10 protein-coding genes are annotated in these 15,826 nt (G+C 67.5%); 2 read left to right on the top strand and 8 right to left on the bottom strand.

Going from position 1 to position 15,826, the window contains the following annotated elements; genetic code table 11:
• Window positions 1–75 precede the first annotated feature (75 nt).
• Window positions 76–1,014 (top strand): recombination-associated protein RdgC, encoded by a 939-nt coding sequence (locus tag SB751_RS04510; protein ID WP_211943648.1) that lies wholly within the window; start codon window positions 76–78, stop codon window positions 1,012–1,014.
• A 79-nt stretch (window positions 1,015–1,093) separates the two neighbouring features.
• Here the strand turns inward: SB751_RS04510 and SB751_RS04505 are convergent, their stop codons facing one another.
• Window positions 1,094–2,068: a zinc-binding alcohol dehydrogenase family protein gene (locus SB751_RS04505; protein ID WP_211943649.1), complete on the bottom strand. Its 975-nt coding sequence runs from the start codon at window positions 2,066–2,068 to the stop codon at window positions 1,094–1,096.
• Window positions 2,069–2,292: 224 nt separating this feature from the next.
• Here SB751_RS04505 and SB751_RS04500 point away from each other — a divergent pair, with 224 nt between their 5' ends.
• A complete protein-coding gene (locus SB751_RS04500) occupies window positions 2,293–5,334 on the top strand; it encodes a glycosyl hydrolase family 95 catalytic domain-containing protein (RefSeq protein WP_144201328.1) in 3,042 nt (1,013 codons plus the stop codon).
• An 88-nt stretch (window positions 5,335–5,422) separates the two neighbouring features.
• On the opposite strand, the gene SB751_RS04495 is transcribed toward SB751_RS04500, so the two are convergent.
• From SB751_RS04495 to SB751_RS04465, 7 genes are all read right to left on the bottom strand, one after another.
• A complete protein-coding gene (locus SB751_RS04495) occupies window positions 5,423–6,607 on the bottom strand; it encodes a ribonucleotide-diphosphate reductase subunit beta (protein ID WP_144201326.1) in 1,185 nt (394 codons plus the stop codon).
• A 139-nt stretch (window positions 6,608–6,746) separates the two neighbouring features.
• Complete coding sequence (locus tag SB751_RS04490; RefSeq protein ID WP_144201324.1) at window positions 6,747–9,680, bottom strand: ribonucleoside-diphosphate reductase subunit alpha; 2,934 nt, start codon at window positions 9,678–9,680, stop codon at window positions 6,747–6,749.
• A gap of 517 nt (window positions 9,681–10,197) precedes the next feature.
• Window positions 10,198–10,791, bottom strand: coding sequence for a 1,6-anhydro-N-acetylmuramyl-L-alanine amidase AmpD (gene ampD / locus SB751_RS04485; protein ID WP_410747827.1), 594 nt, complete (start codon window positions 10,789–10,791; stop codon window positions 10,198–10,200).
• On the bottom strand, window positions 10,784–12,451 hold the full coding sequence (locus tag SB751_RS04480; protein WP_211943651.1) for a sigma-54-dependent transcriptional regulator: 1,668 nt from the start codon (window positions 12,449–12,451) through the stop codon (window positions 10,784–10,786). The genes ampD and SB751_RS04480 overlap by 8 nt, the downstream gene beginning before the upstream one ends.
• Window positions 12,452–12,482: 31 nt before the next feature.
• Window positions 12,483–14,528, bottom strand: a complete 2,046-nt coding sequence (locus SB751_RS04475) for an ATP-binding protein (RefSeq protein WP_144201318.1) — start codon at window positions 14,526–14,528, stop codon at window positions 12,483–12,485.
• The gene (locus SB751_RS04470) at window positions 14,525–14,812 is read right to left on the bottom strand and encodes a PP0621 family protein (RefSeq protein ID WP_144201316.1); all 288 of its coding nucleotides are present in this window, start codon (window positions 14,810–14,812) and stop codon (window positions 14,525–14,527) included. Before SB751_RS04470 ends, SB751_RS04475 begins: the two co-directional genes overlap by 4 nt.
• A 37-nt stretch (window positions 14,813–14,849) precedes the next feature.
• Complete coding sequence (locus SB751_RS04465) at window positions 14,850–15,800, bottom strand: inner membrane protein YpjD (RefSeq protein ID WP_144201314.1); 951 nt, start codon at window positions 15,798–15,800, stop codon at window positions 14,850–14,852.
• Between the last annotated feature and the right edge of the window lie 26 nt (window positions 15,801–15,826).

Here is a 15,826-nt window from a genome sequence, read left to right as displayed (position 1 = left end):
TTTCCCGCCATTTCTCGGCACCGCCCGCTCAACCAGATAGAATTCGACCCTTTCCGTTCTCGTGGCCGAATTCTCATGTGGTTTAAGAATCTCCAGATTCATCGCTTCACCGCCCCGTGGACCCTCAGCGCCGAAGACGTAGAGGCCAGCCTGGCGAAACACGCCTTCTTCCCGGGCACCAGCCTGGAGCCGCAGACCCAGGGCTGGGCATCCCCGCGCGACAACGGCCAGCTTGTGCACTGCGTCAACAAGCAGATGCTGCTGGTGCTCCGTACCGAAAAGAAGCTGCTGCCGGCCACCGTGGTCAACCAGGTGACCAAGGCGCGCGCCACCGAGCTGGAGGAGCAACAGGGCTTCAAGCCGGGCCGCAAGCAGCTCAAGGAACTGAAGGAACAGATCACCGAGGAACTACTGCCGCGCGCCTTCAGCATCCGCCGCGATACCCGGGTCTGGATCGACCCCGTGAATGGCTGGCTGGCCATCGATGCCGCCGCCACGGCCAAGGCCGACGAAGTGCGCGGCATGCTGTTCAAGGCCATCGATCCGCTGCCGGTGACGGGCCTGCACGTGAACCAGTCGCCGGTGGCGGCCATGACCGAATGGCTGTCCACGGACACCGCGCCCCCAGGCTTCACCGTGGACCAGGAAATCGAGCTGCAATCGAGCGCCGAGTCCAAGGCCACGGTGCGTTACGTGCGCCATCCGCTCGACCCTGAGGATCTGCGCCGCCATATCGCCGCCGGCAAGCGCTGCACGCGGCTGGCCATGACGTGGAACGACCGCGTCTCCTTCGTGCTGACCGAGAACCTGGCGGTCAAGCGCGTGGCGCCGCTGGACGTGATCAAGGAACAGGCCGACGGCACCCTGCATGACGAAGCCGAGCGCTTCGACGCTGACTTCGCGCTGATGGCTGGCGAGCTGGCCGGCCTGCTGGGCGACCTGACCGACGCGCTCGGCGGTGAACGCAAGGCCGACGGCGGCGCCAGCCAGCCCGAGGTACGCAAGGCCGCCTGAAGGCCCATAAAGGCAGCCTGAAGCCAGCCTGGAGGGGCCTGGGGCGGCCTCCTGCCCCGGGCAGCGCTGGCCCTCACCCTCAAGCCTCGCGCTCGTCCAGCGTCAGCACGATGCGCCGGTCCTGCCGCCCCGCCCGCTCCCATGCCTCGGCCACCTCGGCCATCGGCATGGTTTCCAGGTCGAGGCGCAGGTCGCCATCCAGTGCGTACATGAGGATGTCCTCGACGTAGGCTTTCACATAGTCCTCCGGCGGATAGCTGGCCGGCCCGTAGCCCATCAGCCTGAGTCGCGAGTCGCGCAGCGACTGGGCGGGCAGGACGATGTCGCCCCCGGGCCGCTCGGACACCGAGACCAGCCGCACGCCGCGATCGTCGGGAGACGGCATGGTGTGGTCCGAGCGGGCCAGCGCAGCCGCCAGCACCTCCACCGGCTCCCCCCAGATGTAGTCCAGGATCACGTCGATCCCCTCCTCCGCATAGGCCGAGAACGTGTGTTCAAGCGCGTTGCGCGGCATGCGCAGGTCGACCGTGGCATCCGCCTCCAGCGTGGCCAGTGCCTCCTGGCGGTGCCCGGCGGCGATGATCCGCTTGGCGCCTAGCAGCCGCGCCGCCTGGACCGCCATGCGCCCCGCCGCCGTGGTGGCGCCGAGCACCATCACCGTCTCGCCGGGCTCCAGTTCGGCGCGGTGCGCCAGCGGCAGCCACGCCAGCAGCGCCGGCCGCACCAGCGCCGCCGCGAACTCGCCCGGCAGGCCCGCCGGCAGCGGTACAACCCAGTCCGCCGGCGCGAACTCGGCCATGGCGCCGAACGGCCGCCGCGTGATGCTGAAATAGACGCGCTCGCCACCGGCCGTATGGCCGACGCCATCCACCCCGCAGACCACCGGCAGCGTGAGCGGGCTGCTGGCGTGCATCCCGGCGGCGGCCTGTCGGTCGATTGCATGGATGGCGGCGGCACTCACCCCCACCAGCCGCTCGCAGTGCGTGGTGTCGGGGTCGGGGAAGGACTCGAAGCGCGGAATATCGCCCAGGCGGTGCAGAACCACGGCTTGCATCGGAAAACTCCTAGTTGGAACGTCCATCGGACAGGGAAAGCGAACCTTTCTGTCGACGATGGTAGGGAGCATTCCAGCCCGGGTATGTGAGCCGATTCTGAAAAATTCGGCGGGCGGCCGTGGCCCGCGTGATCCATTGTGCGGGGCCGGGCGATGCGGACACTGAAGGTCCCAGTGGAATCGATGGCGAGGTGCCAGTCGATCCCTTTCCGCAAGGAGGATCCATGTCCGATCTCAGCAACCTGCGAGCCAGCCCGCCCGGGCCGCGCGCCATCTGGTTCGATACGCCCGCCACCCGGTGGGAGTCGGAAGCCCTGCCGATTGGCAATGGCCGCGCCGGCGCCATGCTGTTCGGGGATACCGGCAACGAGCGTATCCAGTTCAACGAGCAAAGCCTCTGGGGCGGGGTGAACGACTACGACAGCAGCAACTACGATACCGGCGAGCTGGGTTTCGGCAGCTATCTCGACTTCGGCGAGATCAACGTGGCGTTCGGCACGGACCCGGTCGTGACGTTCCCACAGGCCCATGGGACCATGGCGGGCAACGAGGGCGTCAGCAGTTCGGTCGATGCCAATCCGAACACCAAATGGTGTGTCGCCGGCCCGGGCACGTCTGTCATGTGGCAGGCGCAGCTGCCGTTGCCCCGGCGGATCACCGCCTACAGCCTCACCAGCGCCAATGACCGGCCGGAGCGGGACCCCCAGGAATGGATCCTCCACGGTTCCCACGATGGCGAGACCTGGACGCTCCTGGACGCCCGCAACCCGGGCATCCCGTTTGAATCGCGCAGGCAGACACAGACGTTTCCGTTCGAGAACGTGCAGGAATTCCTGCTGTACCGGTTCACCTTCGTGCCGCCGCCCGGGGCAACCCACTTCCAGGTTGCCGAAATATCGCTCGACGGCGTCGATCTCGTGCCGCCTCTCCGACTGTTCATTTCCTCGCCCAGCGGCGACGGCGACGGGTCGTCAACTGGCAACCAGGATGTCTCGCGCACCTGGGACAAGGACCACGGGACGAAATGGTGCGTGGAATCTCCGACGGAAGCCGTCGAATGGCAGGCGCATTTTCCGCAGCCGGCCGTGGTGACGGAATATTCCCTCACGAGCGCCAATGACGTGCCGGACCGCGATCCCCGGCAATGGACCCTGTCGGCGTCCGCCGATGGCGCGGCATGGACCGTGCTCGATACCCAGCATCTCGACGAGCCATTCGAGCATCGCCGGCAAACCAGGACGTTCCCGATCGGCAATACCAGCGCCTACCGCTACTATCGGTTTGCCTTTACGCCGACGCCGGGGGTGACCCATTTTCAGGTGGCGGAGATCGGATTATCGGGCGATGCGGCAACGGAGGCGGCGTATCGGACCATCGCCAATTATCGGCGCCTGCTCGACACCAGCACCGGAATTCATACCACGCGGTTCATGGCCGACGGGAATCTGGTGACGCGCGAAGCGTTCGCCAGCCATGCCGACGACGTATTGGTGTTCCACTACACCTCCGCCCTGCCAGCCGGGCTCACGGGGTCACTGACCCTGCAATCCGCGCACGGCGCCACGGCCAATGTCGAACATGGGCACCAGGTCAGCTTCGCCGGCGTGCTGAAGAACGATCTCCACCATGCCGCCGGCGTGCGCCTGCTGCATCAGGGCGGCACGTTGGTCATGCAGGGGAATTCGCTGCGCTTTGTCGGCTGCGACGCCGTCACGCTGTTCCTCGATGCGCGGACGAACTACCTGCCGTCGCGCGAGCATGGCTGGCGCACGCACCACAATCTCCCGGCCGTCATCAACCAGACGCTCCAGGCCGCCGAGCAGGCCGGTTTCGCGGCATTGCGAAAACGTCACATCGACGATTTCTCGCCCCTGATGTCCCGGGTGGCGGTGGATTGGGGCCAGAGCGCGCCGCATATCAGGAAGTGGGCGATCGACCGGCGGCTGGCGGCTTATCGGGCCAGCTTCGACGATCCGGAACTGGAGCAGACCCTGTTCCACTTCGGGCGCTACCTGCTGGCGAGCGCCTCGCGCGCCGGCGGACTGCCCGCCAACCTGCAAGGCTTGTGGAATAACTCGAACACCCCGGCCTGGGGCGGCGATTATCACAACAATATCAATGTGCAGATGAACTACTGGCATGCCGAGGTCACGAACCTCAGCGAATGCCATCAGCCCCTGATCGACTTCGTGGTCGATGCCGTGGAATCCTGCCGCGAAGCCTCGCGCAAGGCGTACGGCGCCACGGTGCCCGGCTGGACCGCGCGCACCTCCCAGAGCATTTTCGGCGGCAACGGCTGGGACTGGAATACCGTTGCCAGCGCCTGGTATATGCAGCATTTCATGGAGCGGTTCCATTTCACGCAGGACCGGGATTATCTGCGCGACACGGCCTATCCGATGATCAAGGAGGTATGCACGTTCTGGGAGCACCGGCTGAAGCGGCGCGCGGATGGCAAGCTGGTCTCGCCGGACGGCTGGTCGCCCGAACACGGGCCGCACGAGGATGGCGTGATGTACGACCAGCAGATCATCTGGGACCTGTTCCAGAACTACCTGGAAGCCGAGGACATTCTCGATCTCGATCCCGGCTACCGCGCCACCGTGCAGGTGTTGCAGGACCAGCTCGCGCCGAACCTGATCGGCCGCTGGAATCAGCTGCAGGAGTGGCAGGAAGATATCGACAATCCCGCAGACAGGCACCGGCACACCTCGCACCTGTTCGCGGTCTATCCGGGCCGCCAGATCACGCCGGACACGAGCCCGGCGTTCGCGGCGGCGGCGATGGTATCGCTGCGGGCGCGGTGCGGCGACCTGGGGGACATCCCGTTCACGCCGGCATCCGTCACGGGCGATAGCCGGCGTTCCTGGACCTGGCCGTGGCGCTGCGCGCTGTTCGCCCGCCTGCTGGATGGCGAGCGCGCGCTGGTCATGGTGCAGGGATTGCTGACCTACAACACGCTGACGAACCTGTTCTGCAACCATCCCCCGTTCCAGATCGACGGGAATTTCGGCTTCGGCGCCGGGGTCACGGAAATGCTGCTCCAGAGCCACAGCGACATGATCGAGCTGCTGCCGGCCTGCCCGGCCGCCTGGGGGGCACGCGGTTCCTTCAGCGGTCTGCGCGCGCGTGGCGGCTACCTCGTCGGGTGTTCATGGGTCAACGGCACGGTCGTGAACTATTCGGTCGTGGCGGACCGGGCGCCCAACAAGCACAAGGTACGGGTGAAAGTGAACGGCGTGGTGGAGGAGATCACGCCTGCCTGAAAGCAAACAGGCGATGCTCTCGCATCGCCTGTTCACGGGTTCTGCCGGTTTCAGCGGCTGCCGGGGCCGGCAGCCTGCTGTCGCCGCCTCAATCCCAGGACAGCGCCCCGCCGGTCTGGTACTCGATCACGCGCGTCTCGAAGAAGTTGCGCTCCTTCTTCAGGTCGATCATCTCGCTCATCCACGGGAACGGGTTTTCCTCGTTCGGGAACAGCTGCTCCAGGCCGATCTGCTGGCAGCGGCGGTTGCAGATGAAGCGCAGGTACGACTTGAACATCGGCGCGTTCAGGCCCAGCACGCCGCGCGGCATGGTGTCTTCGGCGTAGCGGTATTCCAGATCCACGGCCTGCTTGAACAGCTCCGTGATCTCGGCCTTGAAGTCGGCCGTCCACAGGTGCGGGTTCTCAAGCTTGATCTGGTTGATCAGGTCGATGCCGAAGTTGCAGTGCAGCGACTCGTCGCGCAGGATGTACTGGTACTGCTCGGCGGCGCCGGTCATCTTGTTCTGGCGGCCCATCGCCAGGATCTGCGTGAAGCCCACGTAGAAGAACAGGCCTTCCATGATGCAGGCGAACACGATCAGGCTCTTGAGCAGCTTCTGGTCGTTCTCGGGCGTGCCGGTCTTGAACGACGGATCGGTCAGCGTGTCGATGAACGGGATCAGGAACTCGTCCTTGTCGCGGATCGACTTCACCTCGTGGTACGCGTTGAAGATCTCGGCCTCGTTCAGGCCCAGCGACTCCACGATGTACTGGTAGGCGTGCGTGTGGATGGCCTCTTCGAAGGCCTGGCGCAGCAGGTACTGGCGGCATTCCGGCGCCGTGATCTGGCGGTAGGTGCCCAGCACGATGTTGTTCGCAGCCAGCGAGTCGGCCGTGACGAAGAAGCCCAGGTTGCGCTTGATGACGCGGCGCTCGTCCTCGGTCAGACCATTGGGGTCCTTCCACAGGGCGATGTCGCGCGACATGTTGATTTCCTGCGGCATCCAGTGGTTGGCGCAGCCGGCCAGGTACTTCTCCCACGCCCACTTGTACTTGAACGGCACCAGCTGGTTCACGTCGGTGGAACCGTTGATCACGCGCTTGTCGGCGGCGTTCACGCGGCGCTCGCTCTGTACGGCGGCGGCGTTCGGGTTGTTGCCCAGGATGCCCGGCTGCGTGGCGGCCGGCGGCAGCGCGCCCTGCTCGTCAGCGGCGGCCAGGGTGGCAGGTTGCAGCGCGGGCTGCGGGGCAGCCTGCGGCTTGGCTTGAACGTCGTCGTCCCAGCTCAGCATGTTATTTCTCCGTTGTTCGTCGATGGCTGGCGTTGGCCAGCACTGGCGCCCGCGTCATGGGGCGCCGGCCCTCTCCCCCGGCCCCTCTCCCGCGAGCGGGCGAGGGGTGCAAACCGTTGGGGGGCTTGTTACGTCTTGCTTACTGGCAGGCTTCGCACTCGTCGAAGCCGGGGTCGCCCGGGCGCATGGTGCAGACCGCGCCTTCGGCTTCCGGCATGGCCGGCGCCGAGGCGGCGGCGGCTTCCAGCGCCGACACACCACCGTCGCTGCCCGACGACACCGCGTTCAGCGAGCCGCGCGACACCGTGGACTTCTCCACGTGCGTGGCCGCCATCGTGCGCAGGTAGTACGTGGTCTTCAGGCCGCGCAGCCAGGCTTGCTTGTAGGTATCGTCCAGCTTCTTGCCCGACGCGCCAGCCATGTAGATGTTCAGCGACTGGGCCTGGTCGATCCACTTCTGGCGGCGGCTTGCGGCCTCTACCAGCCAGCTCGGCTCCACCTCGAAGGCCGTGGCGTAGATGTCGCGCAGGTCTTGCGGAATGCGGTCGATGCGGGCCAGCGAACCGTCGAAGTACTTCAGGTCCGCCACCATCACTTCGTCCCACAGGCCGCGCGCCTTGAGGTCGCGCACCAGGTAGTCGTTGACCACCGTGAATTCGCCCGAGAGGTTCGACTTCACGTACAGGTTCTGGAAGGTCGGTTCGATGCAGGCGGACACGCCGATGATGTTCGAAATGGTCGCGGTCGGGGCGATCGCGATGCAGTTCGAGTTACGCATGCCGTGCTGCTTGATGCGGGCGCGCAGGCTGTCCCAGTCCATCGACGAGGACATGTCCACCTCGAGGTAGCCGCCGCGCTCTTCGGCCAGCAGCTTGAGCGAGTCCTGCGGCAGGATGCCACGGTCCCACAGCGAACCCTCGTAGGTGCTGTAGCGGCCACGTTCCTGCGCCAGTTCGTTCGATGCCTCGTAGGCGTAGTAGCAGACCGCTTCCATCGACGTATCGGCGAACTTCACCGCGGCGTCGCTGGCGTACGGCGTGCGCAGCACGTGCAGGCAGTCCTGGAAGCCCATGATGCCCATGCCCACCGGGCGGTGGCGCAGGTTCGAATTGCGCGCCTTCTCCACCGCGTAGTAGTTGATGTCGATCACGTTGTCGAGCATGCGCATGGCGGTGCGGATGGTCTTCTGGAGCTTGGCGTGGTCGAGCACGTGGGTGCCGTCGGCCTGCTGCTTCAGGTGGGCCACCAGGTTCACCGAACCCAGGTTGCACACGGCGATTTCGCTCTCGTTCGTGTTCAGCGTGATTTCCGTGCACAGGTTGGAGCTGTGCACCACGCCCACGTGCTGCTGCGGGCTGCGGATGTTGCACGGGTCCTTGAACGTGATCCACGGATGGCCCGTCTCGAACAGCATGCCCAGCATCTTGCGCCAGAGCTGCACGGCCGGCACCTTCTTGAACAGCTTCAGTTCGCCGCTGGCGGCGCGGGCTTCATAGCCCAGGTAGGCCTGCTCGAACGCCTTGCCGACCTTGTCGTGCAGGTCCGGGCAGGTGGCGGGCGAGAACAGCGTCCATTCGGCGTTTTCCATCACGCGCTTCATGAACAGGTCCGGAATCCAGTTGGCCGTGTTCATGTCGTGGGTGCGGCGGCGGTCGTCGCCGGTGTTCTTGCGCAGTTCGAGGAATTCCTCGATGTCCAGGTGCCACGTCTCCAGGTAGGCGCAGACCGCGCCCTTGCGCTTGCCGCCCTGGTTCACGGCCACGGCCGTGTCGTTCACCACCTTCAGGAACGGCACCACGCCCTGGCTCTTGCCGTTGGTGCCCTTGATGTGGGAGCCCAGCGCGCGCACGTTGGTCCAGTCGTTGCCCAGGCCGCCGGCGAACTTCGACAGCAGCGCGTTTTCCTTGAGGGCTTCGTAGATGCCTTCCAGGTCGTCCGACACCGTGGTCAGGTAGCACGACGAGAGCTGCGAGCGGCGCGTGCCCGAGTTGAACAGCGTGGGCGTGGACGACATGAAGTCGAACGACGACAGCAGCTGGTAGAACTCGATGGCGCGGGCTTCGCGGTCGCGCTCTTCCAGCGCCAGGCCCATGGCCACGCGCATGAAGAAGGCCTGCGGCATTTCGATGCGCTGCTCTTCGATATGCAGGAAGTAGCGGTCGTACAGCGTCTGCAGGCCGAGGTAGTTGAACTGGAAGTCGCGCGAGGCGTCCAGCGCGGCGCCCAGGCGGGCCAGGTCATACGTGGCCAGCTTCTCGTCCAGCAGCTCGGCGGCGATACCGCGGGCGATGAATTTCGGGAAGTACTCGGCGTAGCGCGAGGACATTTCGGCCTGCGTCACTTCGCCGCCGAGGATTTCCTTGCGGATCGTGTGCAGCAGGATGCGCGCGGTGACCTGGCTGTAGTCCGGGTCCTTCTCGATCAGGGTACGCGCGGCCAGGATGGCGGAGTCGTACACCTGCGTCAGCGGCACGCCGTCATACAGGTTCTTGAGCGTTTCCTTCAGGATCGGCTCGGCGCTCACGCCCTTGCCCAGGCCGCTGCAGGCGGTGTCGATCAGCTCATGCAGCGCGGCCAGGTCCAGCACGCGGGTCACGCCGTTGTCGGTCACGTTGAACGCCACGCCCTGTTGCACGCGCGCCACGGTCTGCGCATTGGCCTGCGCGCGCTCCTGGGTGCGCTTCTCGCGGTACAGCACGTAGGCACGGGCCACTTCATGCTCGCCCGAGCGCATCAGCGCCAGTTCCACGTGGTCCTGCACGTCTTCGATATGGAAGGTGCCGCCATTCGGGCGGCTGCGCAGCAGCGCGCGCACCACGTTCTGGGTGACCTGCTCCACCAGCTCGCGCACACGCGCGGAGGCAGCGCCCTGGCCGCCGTTGACGGCCAGGAAGGCCTTGGTCACGGCGACGGCAATCTTGTTCGGCTCGAACGCCACCACGGCCCCATTGCGGCGGATGAGCTTGTAGTCCTGATAGTTGGCGGCAGCGGCGGGGGTCTGCTGCGACGTACCGGCGGCGCCGACAACGCCAGCCGATCCCGTGATTTGTTGTTCGTTCTGGGCCGTTTGCATGAGGTAACTCCTGTTTTAACCCTTGTAATGAAGTGACAAAGTCCCTAGCAAAATGCGCTTCAGAAGACACTCGACACCGGTTTTGCCGGGCGAGAACCAAACTGCACAGGCGTTCATTCTGCTAGGGACTCTTGCGATACCGCCAGCCGCGTCACTACTGTGGCGCCGGCGTCGCAATCCGTTGCGGCGCTGGCTTCACACCTCGGCCGGTTCCCCGGTAGTACCACTAGATATAGTGGTCACTGCGAAAAACTGGGCTAAGTATAGTGAAACGAATCGGAAAGACCAGTCTTGACAAGTCTGATGCCCCGCTGCGGACGAGGTGTGCGGCAGCGCCACATTCCCGCAAGCCGCGCTACGCCAAGGGATGGCGGCGGCCCGTGCGCCACCGCACAAATTTTCTAAAATTTTTTAATCGGGGCGAGTCGCCGATAGGCGGCCCAAGTGTGGGGATTTCACATCGCTGTCACGCGGGCGAATGCCTGAATATGAGGCATCGTGCACAAGGGGGTGGCGGTCAGGAACCCCGCCGATACGGCAGTAGCGCTGGCGTCACATCGGCCAGTCTGGCAAATCGGTCCCAGTCGAAATGGGGGCCGGGGTCGGTCTTGCGGCCCGGGGCGATGTCGCTGTGGCCGGCGATGCCGGTGATCGGGTAGGTCGTGCGCAGGGCGGCGACGATGCGTGCGGCGGTGTCGTACTGGCCCAGGGTGAAGGGCTGGTCGTCGGCGCCTTCGATCTCGATGCCGATGGAGAAGTCATTGCAGCGCTGGCGGCCGTAGTAGGCCGATTGGCCGGCGTGCCAGGCACGTTGCGTACACGCCACAAATTGCACCAGTTCGCCCTCGCGGGTGATCAGGAAGTGGGCGGAGACGCGCACGTCGCGGATGGTCTCGAAGAACGGGTGGCGGGCGATGTCGAGCCGGTTCTGGAAGAAGGCCTCGATGTCGCCCGTGCCGAACTGGCCCGGCGGCAGGCTGATGTTGTGCAGCACCACCACGTCCACGGGCATGCCGTCGGGGCGGGCGTCGAAGTTGGGCGATGGCACGCGGCGCGCGGCCGGCACCCAGCCGTCGGCGTCGGGCAGCCAGTCTGCGGCCACGTCAGCCATCTCGGCCCTCGCGGCCCTCGCCTTCCGCCATCGACTCGCTGTCGTCGCGCCCCTCCCGGCCATCGCGCCCTTCGCGCTCGTCGCGGATCTCCAGTTGCTGGATCCGGTAGCGCAGCTGGCGGAAGTTCAAACCCAGCAGCGGCGCGGCCGTGGTGCGGTTGAAGCCGGTCTGGCGCAGCGCGCGCAGGATCAGCTCGCGCTCCAGGGCCTCAAGCCGGGCAGGCAGGTCGATTGGGAACGTGACGTCGCGCAGCGCATCGACCATCGGATCGATGGATGGCTGGGGCAGGGGCTGCGGCGCCTCGGCAGCACCACCCGCCGCCTCCGGCGCCGTCAGGCTGGCCGCCGACCATGCGGGGCTGCCCCAGGTCTCGTAGCCGGTCGGCGCGGCGTTGGGCACGAGGGCCGCCACCGGCGCGGGCGCGCCTTGCAGCGGGCTGGCGCGATCCACGCCGGCTTCGAGCGGACCGAGGTCCGCTACCTCGATCTCGTCCGATTCGGCGAAGGCGTAAGCGCGTTCCAGCAGGTTTTCGAGTTCCCGCACGTTGCCGGGGAAGCGGTATGCCGCCAGCCGCGCCAGCGCCGGGCCGGACAGCCGGCGCGGCCGCGCATCGCCATAGCGCACGGCCAGGTGTTCGAGGATGACCTGCGCCAGCACCGGAATGTCCTCGCCACGCTCGCGCAGCGTCGGCATGCGCAGCTCCAGCACGTTCAGCCGGTAGTACAAGTCCTGGCGGAACGAGCCGGCGGCGACCATCGCGGCCAGATCCTTGTGGCTCGCGCACATCACGCGCACGTCCACGGTGTCTTCCCGACTGGCGCCGATCTTGCGCACGCGCCGCTCCTGCAACGCGCGCAGCAGCTTCACCTGCATGGTCAGCGGCAGGTCGGCCACCTCGTCCAGCAGCAGCGTGCCGCCGTGCGCGGCGTGGAAGAAACCGCCGCGCTCGGCGTCGGCGCCCGTGAACGCGCCCTTCACGTAGCCGAAGAATTCCGACTCCATCAGCGTCTCGGGAATCGCGCCGCAGTTCACGGCCACGAACGGGTGCGCGGCGCGGGCGCTCACGGCGTGGATGGCGCGCGCCGCGCGCTCCTTGCCGCTGCCCGATTCGCCGCTGATCACCACCGGCGCCATGCTGCGCGCCAGCCGCGACAGCGAGCGGCGCACCTCCTGCATGGCCGGGGACAGCCCCGGCAGCAGTCCGGCGGCGCGGTCGGCCGCTTCCGCGGCCTCGGCAGCCTCGGCGCTGCGCGCGCCGCCCTCGGCGGGGTTACGCTGCTGGCGGCCCAGCGCGTTCAGGATCAGGGTGCGCAGCTGGTCGAGCGAGACCGGCTTGGCGATGTAGTCGAACGCGCCGGCCTTGAGCGCATCGACGGCATTGTCGGCGCTGCCGTAGGCGGTGATCACGGCCACCGGCGTGCGCTCGGGCGAGGCCGACAGCTGCCGCACAACCTCGATGCCCAGCCCGTCGCCCAGCCGCATGTCGGTCAGCACCAGGCTGTAGCGGCGCTCCGCCAGCCGCAGCCGCGCCTCGGCCAGCGAGCCGGCCATCACCACGTCGTGACCCATGCGGCGCAGCGAGATGTCCAGCAGCTCGCGCAGGTCGGCCTCGTCGTCGATGACGAGTATCGGATCGGGAACGGGCGGTCTGGCGGACATGGCGTGGGGGTTGGGTTGCGGGGGCGGCGGATCAGGCCTGGGCGGCCGGGGCGGCCGGTACGACATCGGGCGTCTCGATCCGCATCGTCAGCACAAATGCCTTGGCCGGCAGTGTATCGCGAGCGCCGGGCCCGAGCAGCCCTGTGCGTTCCAGCAACGGTTCCAGCGCGATGGTGCCGTAGCGCACCTGGGCGTCATTGGCGCCGCACAGCTCGCGCGCCATGAACAGGCCCAGCCCGGTGCCCTGCGCGTTGCTGGTGAAGAACGGCTCGAACAGGCTGCGCTGCTGCTCGCGCGTGACCTCGGCGCCGTCGTTCCAGACGATCAGTTCGGCATGGTGCTGGTCCAGCGCATGGGCCAGCAGGCGGATGGCGCCGGGCAGCCGGCTGCAATAGCGCCAGGCATTGTCGAGCAGGTTGCCGAGCACCTGCTGCAACTGCGCGGCATCGAAGATCACCGGGCGTTGCAGGTCTACGGCGAGGCGGATCGCATTGACGTTGATGTCGGCGCGCGGGCCGCCGCGCGAGCGCATCTCCAGCCGCCAGCGCTCCACGATCTCGGGCAGCGCCTGGCCCAGCTCCACCGCGCTGTGGCCGGTGCGGGGGCGGCGCGAGAGCTGCAGCACATCGGACACCACCTGGTCGAGCCGGCGCACGTTGTCGCTGATGATGCGCAGCAGCCGGGCGTCGATATTGCCCTCGCCCGCCCCGGAATCGGCCAGCAGTTCGTTGGCCTGGCTGATGGCCGCGAGCGGGTTGCGGATCTGGTGCGCCACGCTGGCCACCAGCCGGCCCATGCCGGCAAGTTTCTCCTGCTGCACCTGCTCGGCAATCCGTTCCCAGCTTTCGATGTGGACCAGCACCGTGTCGCGCATCTCGCTGCGCAGCAGCGTCTCGTCCTCGGGGCTCCAGGCCATGGCCTCGTTCTGGGCGATGGCCAGGCGAAGCCGGGCCGCGCCTTCGGGCGACATGTCGTTCCAGCCGACGGTATCGAGCGCGCTGGGCGTGGTCAGGGCCCCGCCCAGCGTGGACCGCAGCCCGGCCAGCCCCGGCAGCACGAAGCGCAGCCGCAGGCGGGTGTGCAGCATCGGCCCGCCCAGCGCCGACGGGCGCGACGGCAGCGGCAGCAGCTGCAGGATGCGCGGCACATCGTCATTGGTCTGGATCCAGTCGCGCAGCATTTCCATCAGCGGCTGCAGGCGCGGAATGCGGCGCAGGTCGAACAGCACCTTGTCGCGCTCGCCGGCGCGCACCTGCCCTTCCCGGATCCGCTCGTGCGGCTGCACGCCCAGCAGCACCACGGCGGCGGGGTTGGCGGCCACCACCACGCCGTTGGCGCGCACCAGCATCACGCCGTCCTGCATGTCGTTGACCATGAGCCGGTTCACCAGCTGCTGCAGACGCAGCTCGCGCTCGCGCGCCAGCGCAATCTGCTCCTGGGCGATCTGCCGGTTGGCGAGCATGTACATCACCAGCGCGGCGATCATGAACACCAGGCCGAACAGGCCGGAACCGAGCAGGTTGGCATCGGCCTGGCGCACCAGCAGCGTCTGCACGAACGGCTGGCCCATCACCACCAGCGCCGACATCGCCGCCGCGAACAGCGCGAACATCAGGCTGGTCAGTGCCCCGGCCTCGAGCGCCGGCAGCAGGAAGATCATGGCGAGCCCCTCGCTGTGGCTGCCCAGCCGGCCCACCACCGCGAAGATCCCGGCCAGCAGCGCCAGGTCGACCATCACCTGCACGCGCACCCGCACATGGAAATGGCGGCGCCACAGCGTGCCCACCAGCGTGACCATGGCGATGCAGAGGTACGGCAGCACCACCGGCAGCGCGGCGGCCATGCGCGGATTGGCGGCCAGGGTGGCTGCAGCGCCGGCGGCCACGCCGGCATCCGGTGCGGCGCGCTCTAGCGGCAGCCACACGTAGCCCACCAGCAGCAGCGCCACGGCCGCGCGGGTCCAGCAGAAATAGCGCAGCAGGCGCCAGTGGAACTCGGGGGGCTCGGGCTGGCGCCAGAGCTCGACCAGCACGCGCCAGCCGTTCAGGCGGGACCAGGCCGAGCGGCGCGAGGTCATGGGCGCGCGTCGGTATCGCCGTGGCCGGACATCTCCGAGCCGTCCGGCAGATGGCTGCGCCGGCAGTAGTGCAGGCCGTTCCAGCCGATGGCCTCGCCGCGCGGCAGGTGCACGCCGCACTGGGCGCACTGGACCATCGGCTCGGACGCCGCCGCGCCATCGGCCTCGCGCTGCGCCGGGCCCGGGCGGGCGGGCGGCTCGTGCGCGTCGCGGGCGGCCGCGCGCTGGCGCAGCCACCAGATGATCGCCAGCACGACGGCCAGCAGGAGGAAGATTCTTGCCATGGGGCGATGACGATCAGGGGATCAGGAGGTCAGGAGGTCAGGAGAGGCGGTGCAGCACCACTTCGATCACGAAGCGGCTGCCCACGTAGGCCAGCAGCAGGATGCCGAACGAGGCGATGACCCACCGCAGGGCGGTGCGCCCGCGCCAGCCCCGGAAATGGCGGCCCGCCAGGATGCCGCCGAACATTACCCAGGACAGGATCGCGAACACGGTCTTGTGGTCCACGCGGAACGCCCGGGCGAACAGCTGCTCAGAGAACAGGAAGCCGGACAGGATGGTCAGCGTCAGCAGCACGAAGCCCGCCCCGATCAGCCGGAACAGCAGTTTTTCCAGCGTCAGCAGCGGCGGCAGCAGGTCCAGCCAGCGGCCCAGCCATTGCCCGGACGATGCTTCGGCGCTGGTCGGCCGGTTGAAGCCATGGAGCCGGCGCTCGGCCAGCAGCATCAGGAACGCATGGAACGCCGCCAGCGTGAACAGCCCGTAGGCCACGTTGGCGATGACAAAATGGAGCTTGAACAGCGGCCGCGCGGCGTAACCGAGGATCTGCGCGCCCGGGAAGGCCAGCGGCATCAGGCTGGCCAGCATCGCCACCGGAAAGACGATCAGGCCGAGCCCGGCCAGCGAGAAGAAGAAGCTTTCGATCCAGTAGATGCCCACGCCCAGCCACAGCATGGCGGAGAGCGCGAAGGCGAAGCCGAACATCATGCGGTCCGCCGGGAAGATGGTCTCGTGCAGCAGGATGCCGTGGCTGACCAGCGCGCCGAGCACCACGGCGTGCCACCATGCGGGCTGGCCGTCGGCGCGGCCCTCGCCGGGCGGCGCCATCAGCACGGCCGTGGCGGCGCCGGGGCGCCCGCCGGGGCCGGGATGGCCCGGATGGGCAGCCTCCCCGCCAGCGGCCGCCAGCCGGGGATTGCGCGTTGCCCAGCCGTGAAAGGCCAGGCCGCAATAGAGAAGTGCCGTCAAGGCATACAGTACAATGGCCATTTGCGCAGTTTACCCTAGGGCCTGTC

The sequence above is a fragment of the Cupriavidus sp. SIMBA_020 genome, from assembly GCF_046535395.1.
Classification (GTDB): domain Bacteria; phylum Pseudomonadota; class Gammaproteobacteria; order Burkholderiales; family Burkholderiaceae; genus Cupriavidus; species Cupriavidus campinensis.
This window is presented reverse-complemented; position numbering and strand designations above follow the sequence as displayed.

What these genes read in the sequence shown, in the direction of transcription:
- SB751_RS04480 (WP_211943651.1), bottom strand. Translation starts at nt 12,451, where the DNA reads ATGTCCGCCAGACCGCCCGTTCCCGATCCGATACTCGTCATCGACGAC.
- SB751_RS04490 (WP_144201324.1), bottom strand. Translation starts at nt 9,680, where the DNA reads ATGCAAACGGCCCAGAACGAACAACAAATCACGGGATCGGCTGGCGTT.
- SB751_RS04465 (WP_144201314.1), bottom strand. Translation starts at nt 15,800, where the DNA reads ATGGCCATTGTACTGTATGCCTTGACGGCACTTCTCTATTGCGGCCTG.
- SB751_RS04475 (WP_144201318.1), bottom strand. Translation starts at nt 14,528, where the DNA reads ATGACCTCGCGCCGCTCGGCCTGGTCCCGCCTGAACGGCTGGCGCGTG.
- SB751_RS04500 (WP_144201328.1), top strand. Translation starts at nt 2,293, where the DNA reads ATGTCCGATCTCAGCAACCTGCGAGCCAGCCCGCCCGGGCCGCGCGCC.
- SB751_RS04470 (WP_144201316.1), bottom strand. Translation starts at nt 14,812, where the DNA reads ATGGCAAGAATCTTCCTCCTGCTGGCCGTCGTGCTGGCGATCATCTGG.
- ampD (WP_410747827.1), bottom strand. Translation starts at nt 10,791, where the DNA reads ATGGCTGACGTGGCCGCAGACTGGCTGCCCGACGCCGACGGCTGGGTG.
- SB751_RS04510 (WP_211943648.1), top strand. Translation starts at nt 76, where the DNA reads ATGTGGTTTAAGAATCTCCAGATTCATCGCTTCACCGCCCCGTGGACC.
- SB751_RS04495 (WP_144201326.1), bottom strand. Translation starts at nt 6,607, where the DNA reads ATGCTGAGCTGGGACGACGACGTTCAAGCCAAGCCGCAGGCTGCCCCG.
- SB751_RS04505 (WP_211943649.1), bottom strand. Translation starts at nt 2,068, where the DNA reads ATGCAAGCCGTGGTTCTGCACCGCCTGGGCGATATTCCGCGCTTCGAG.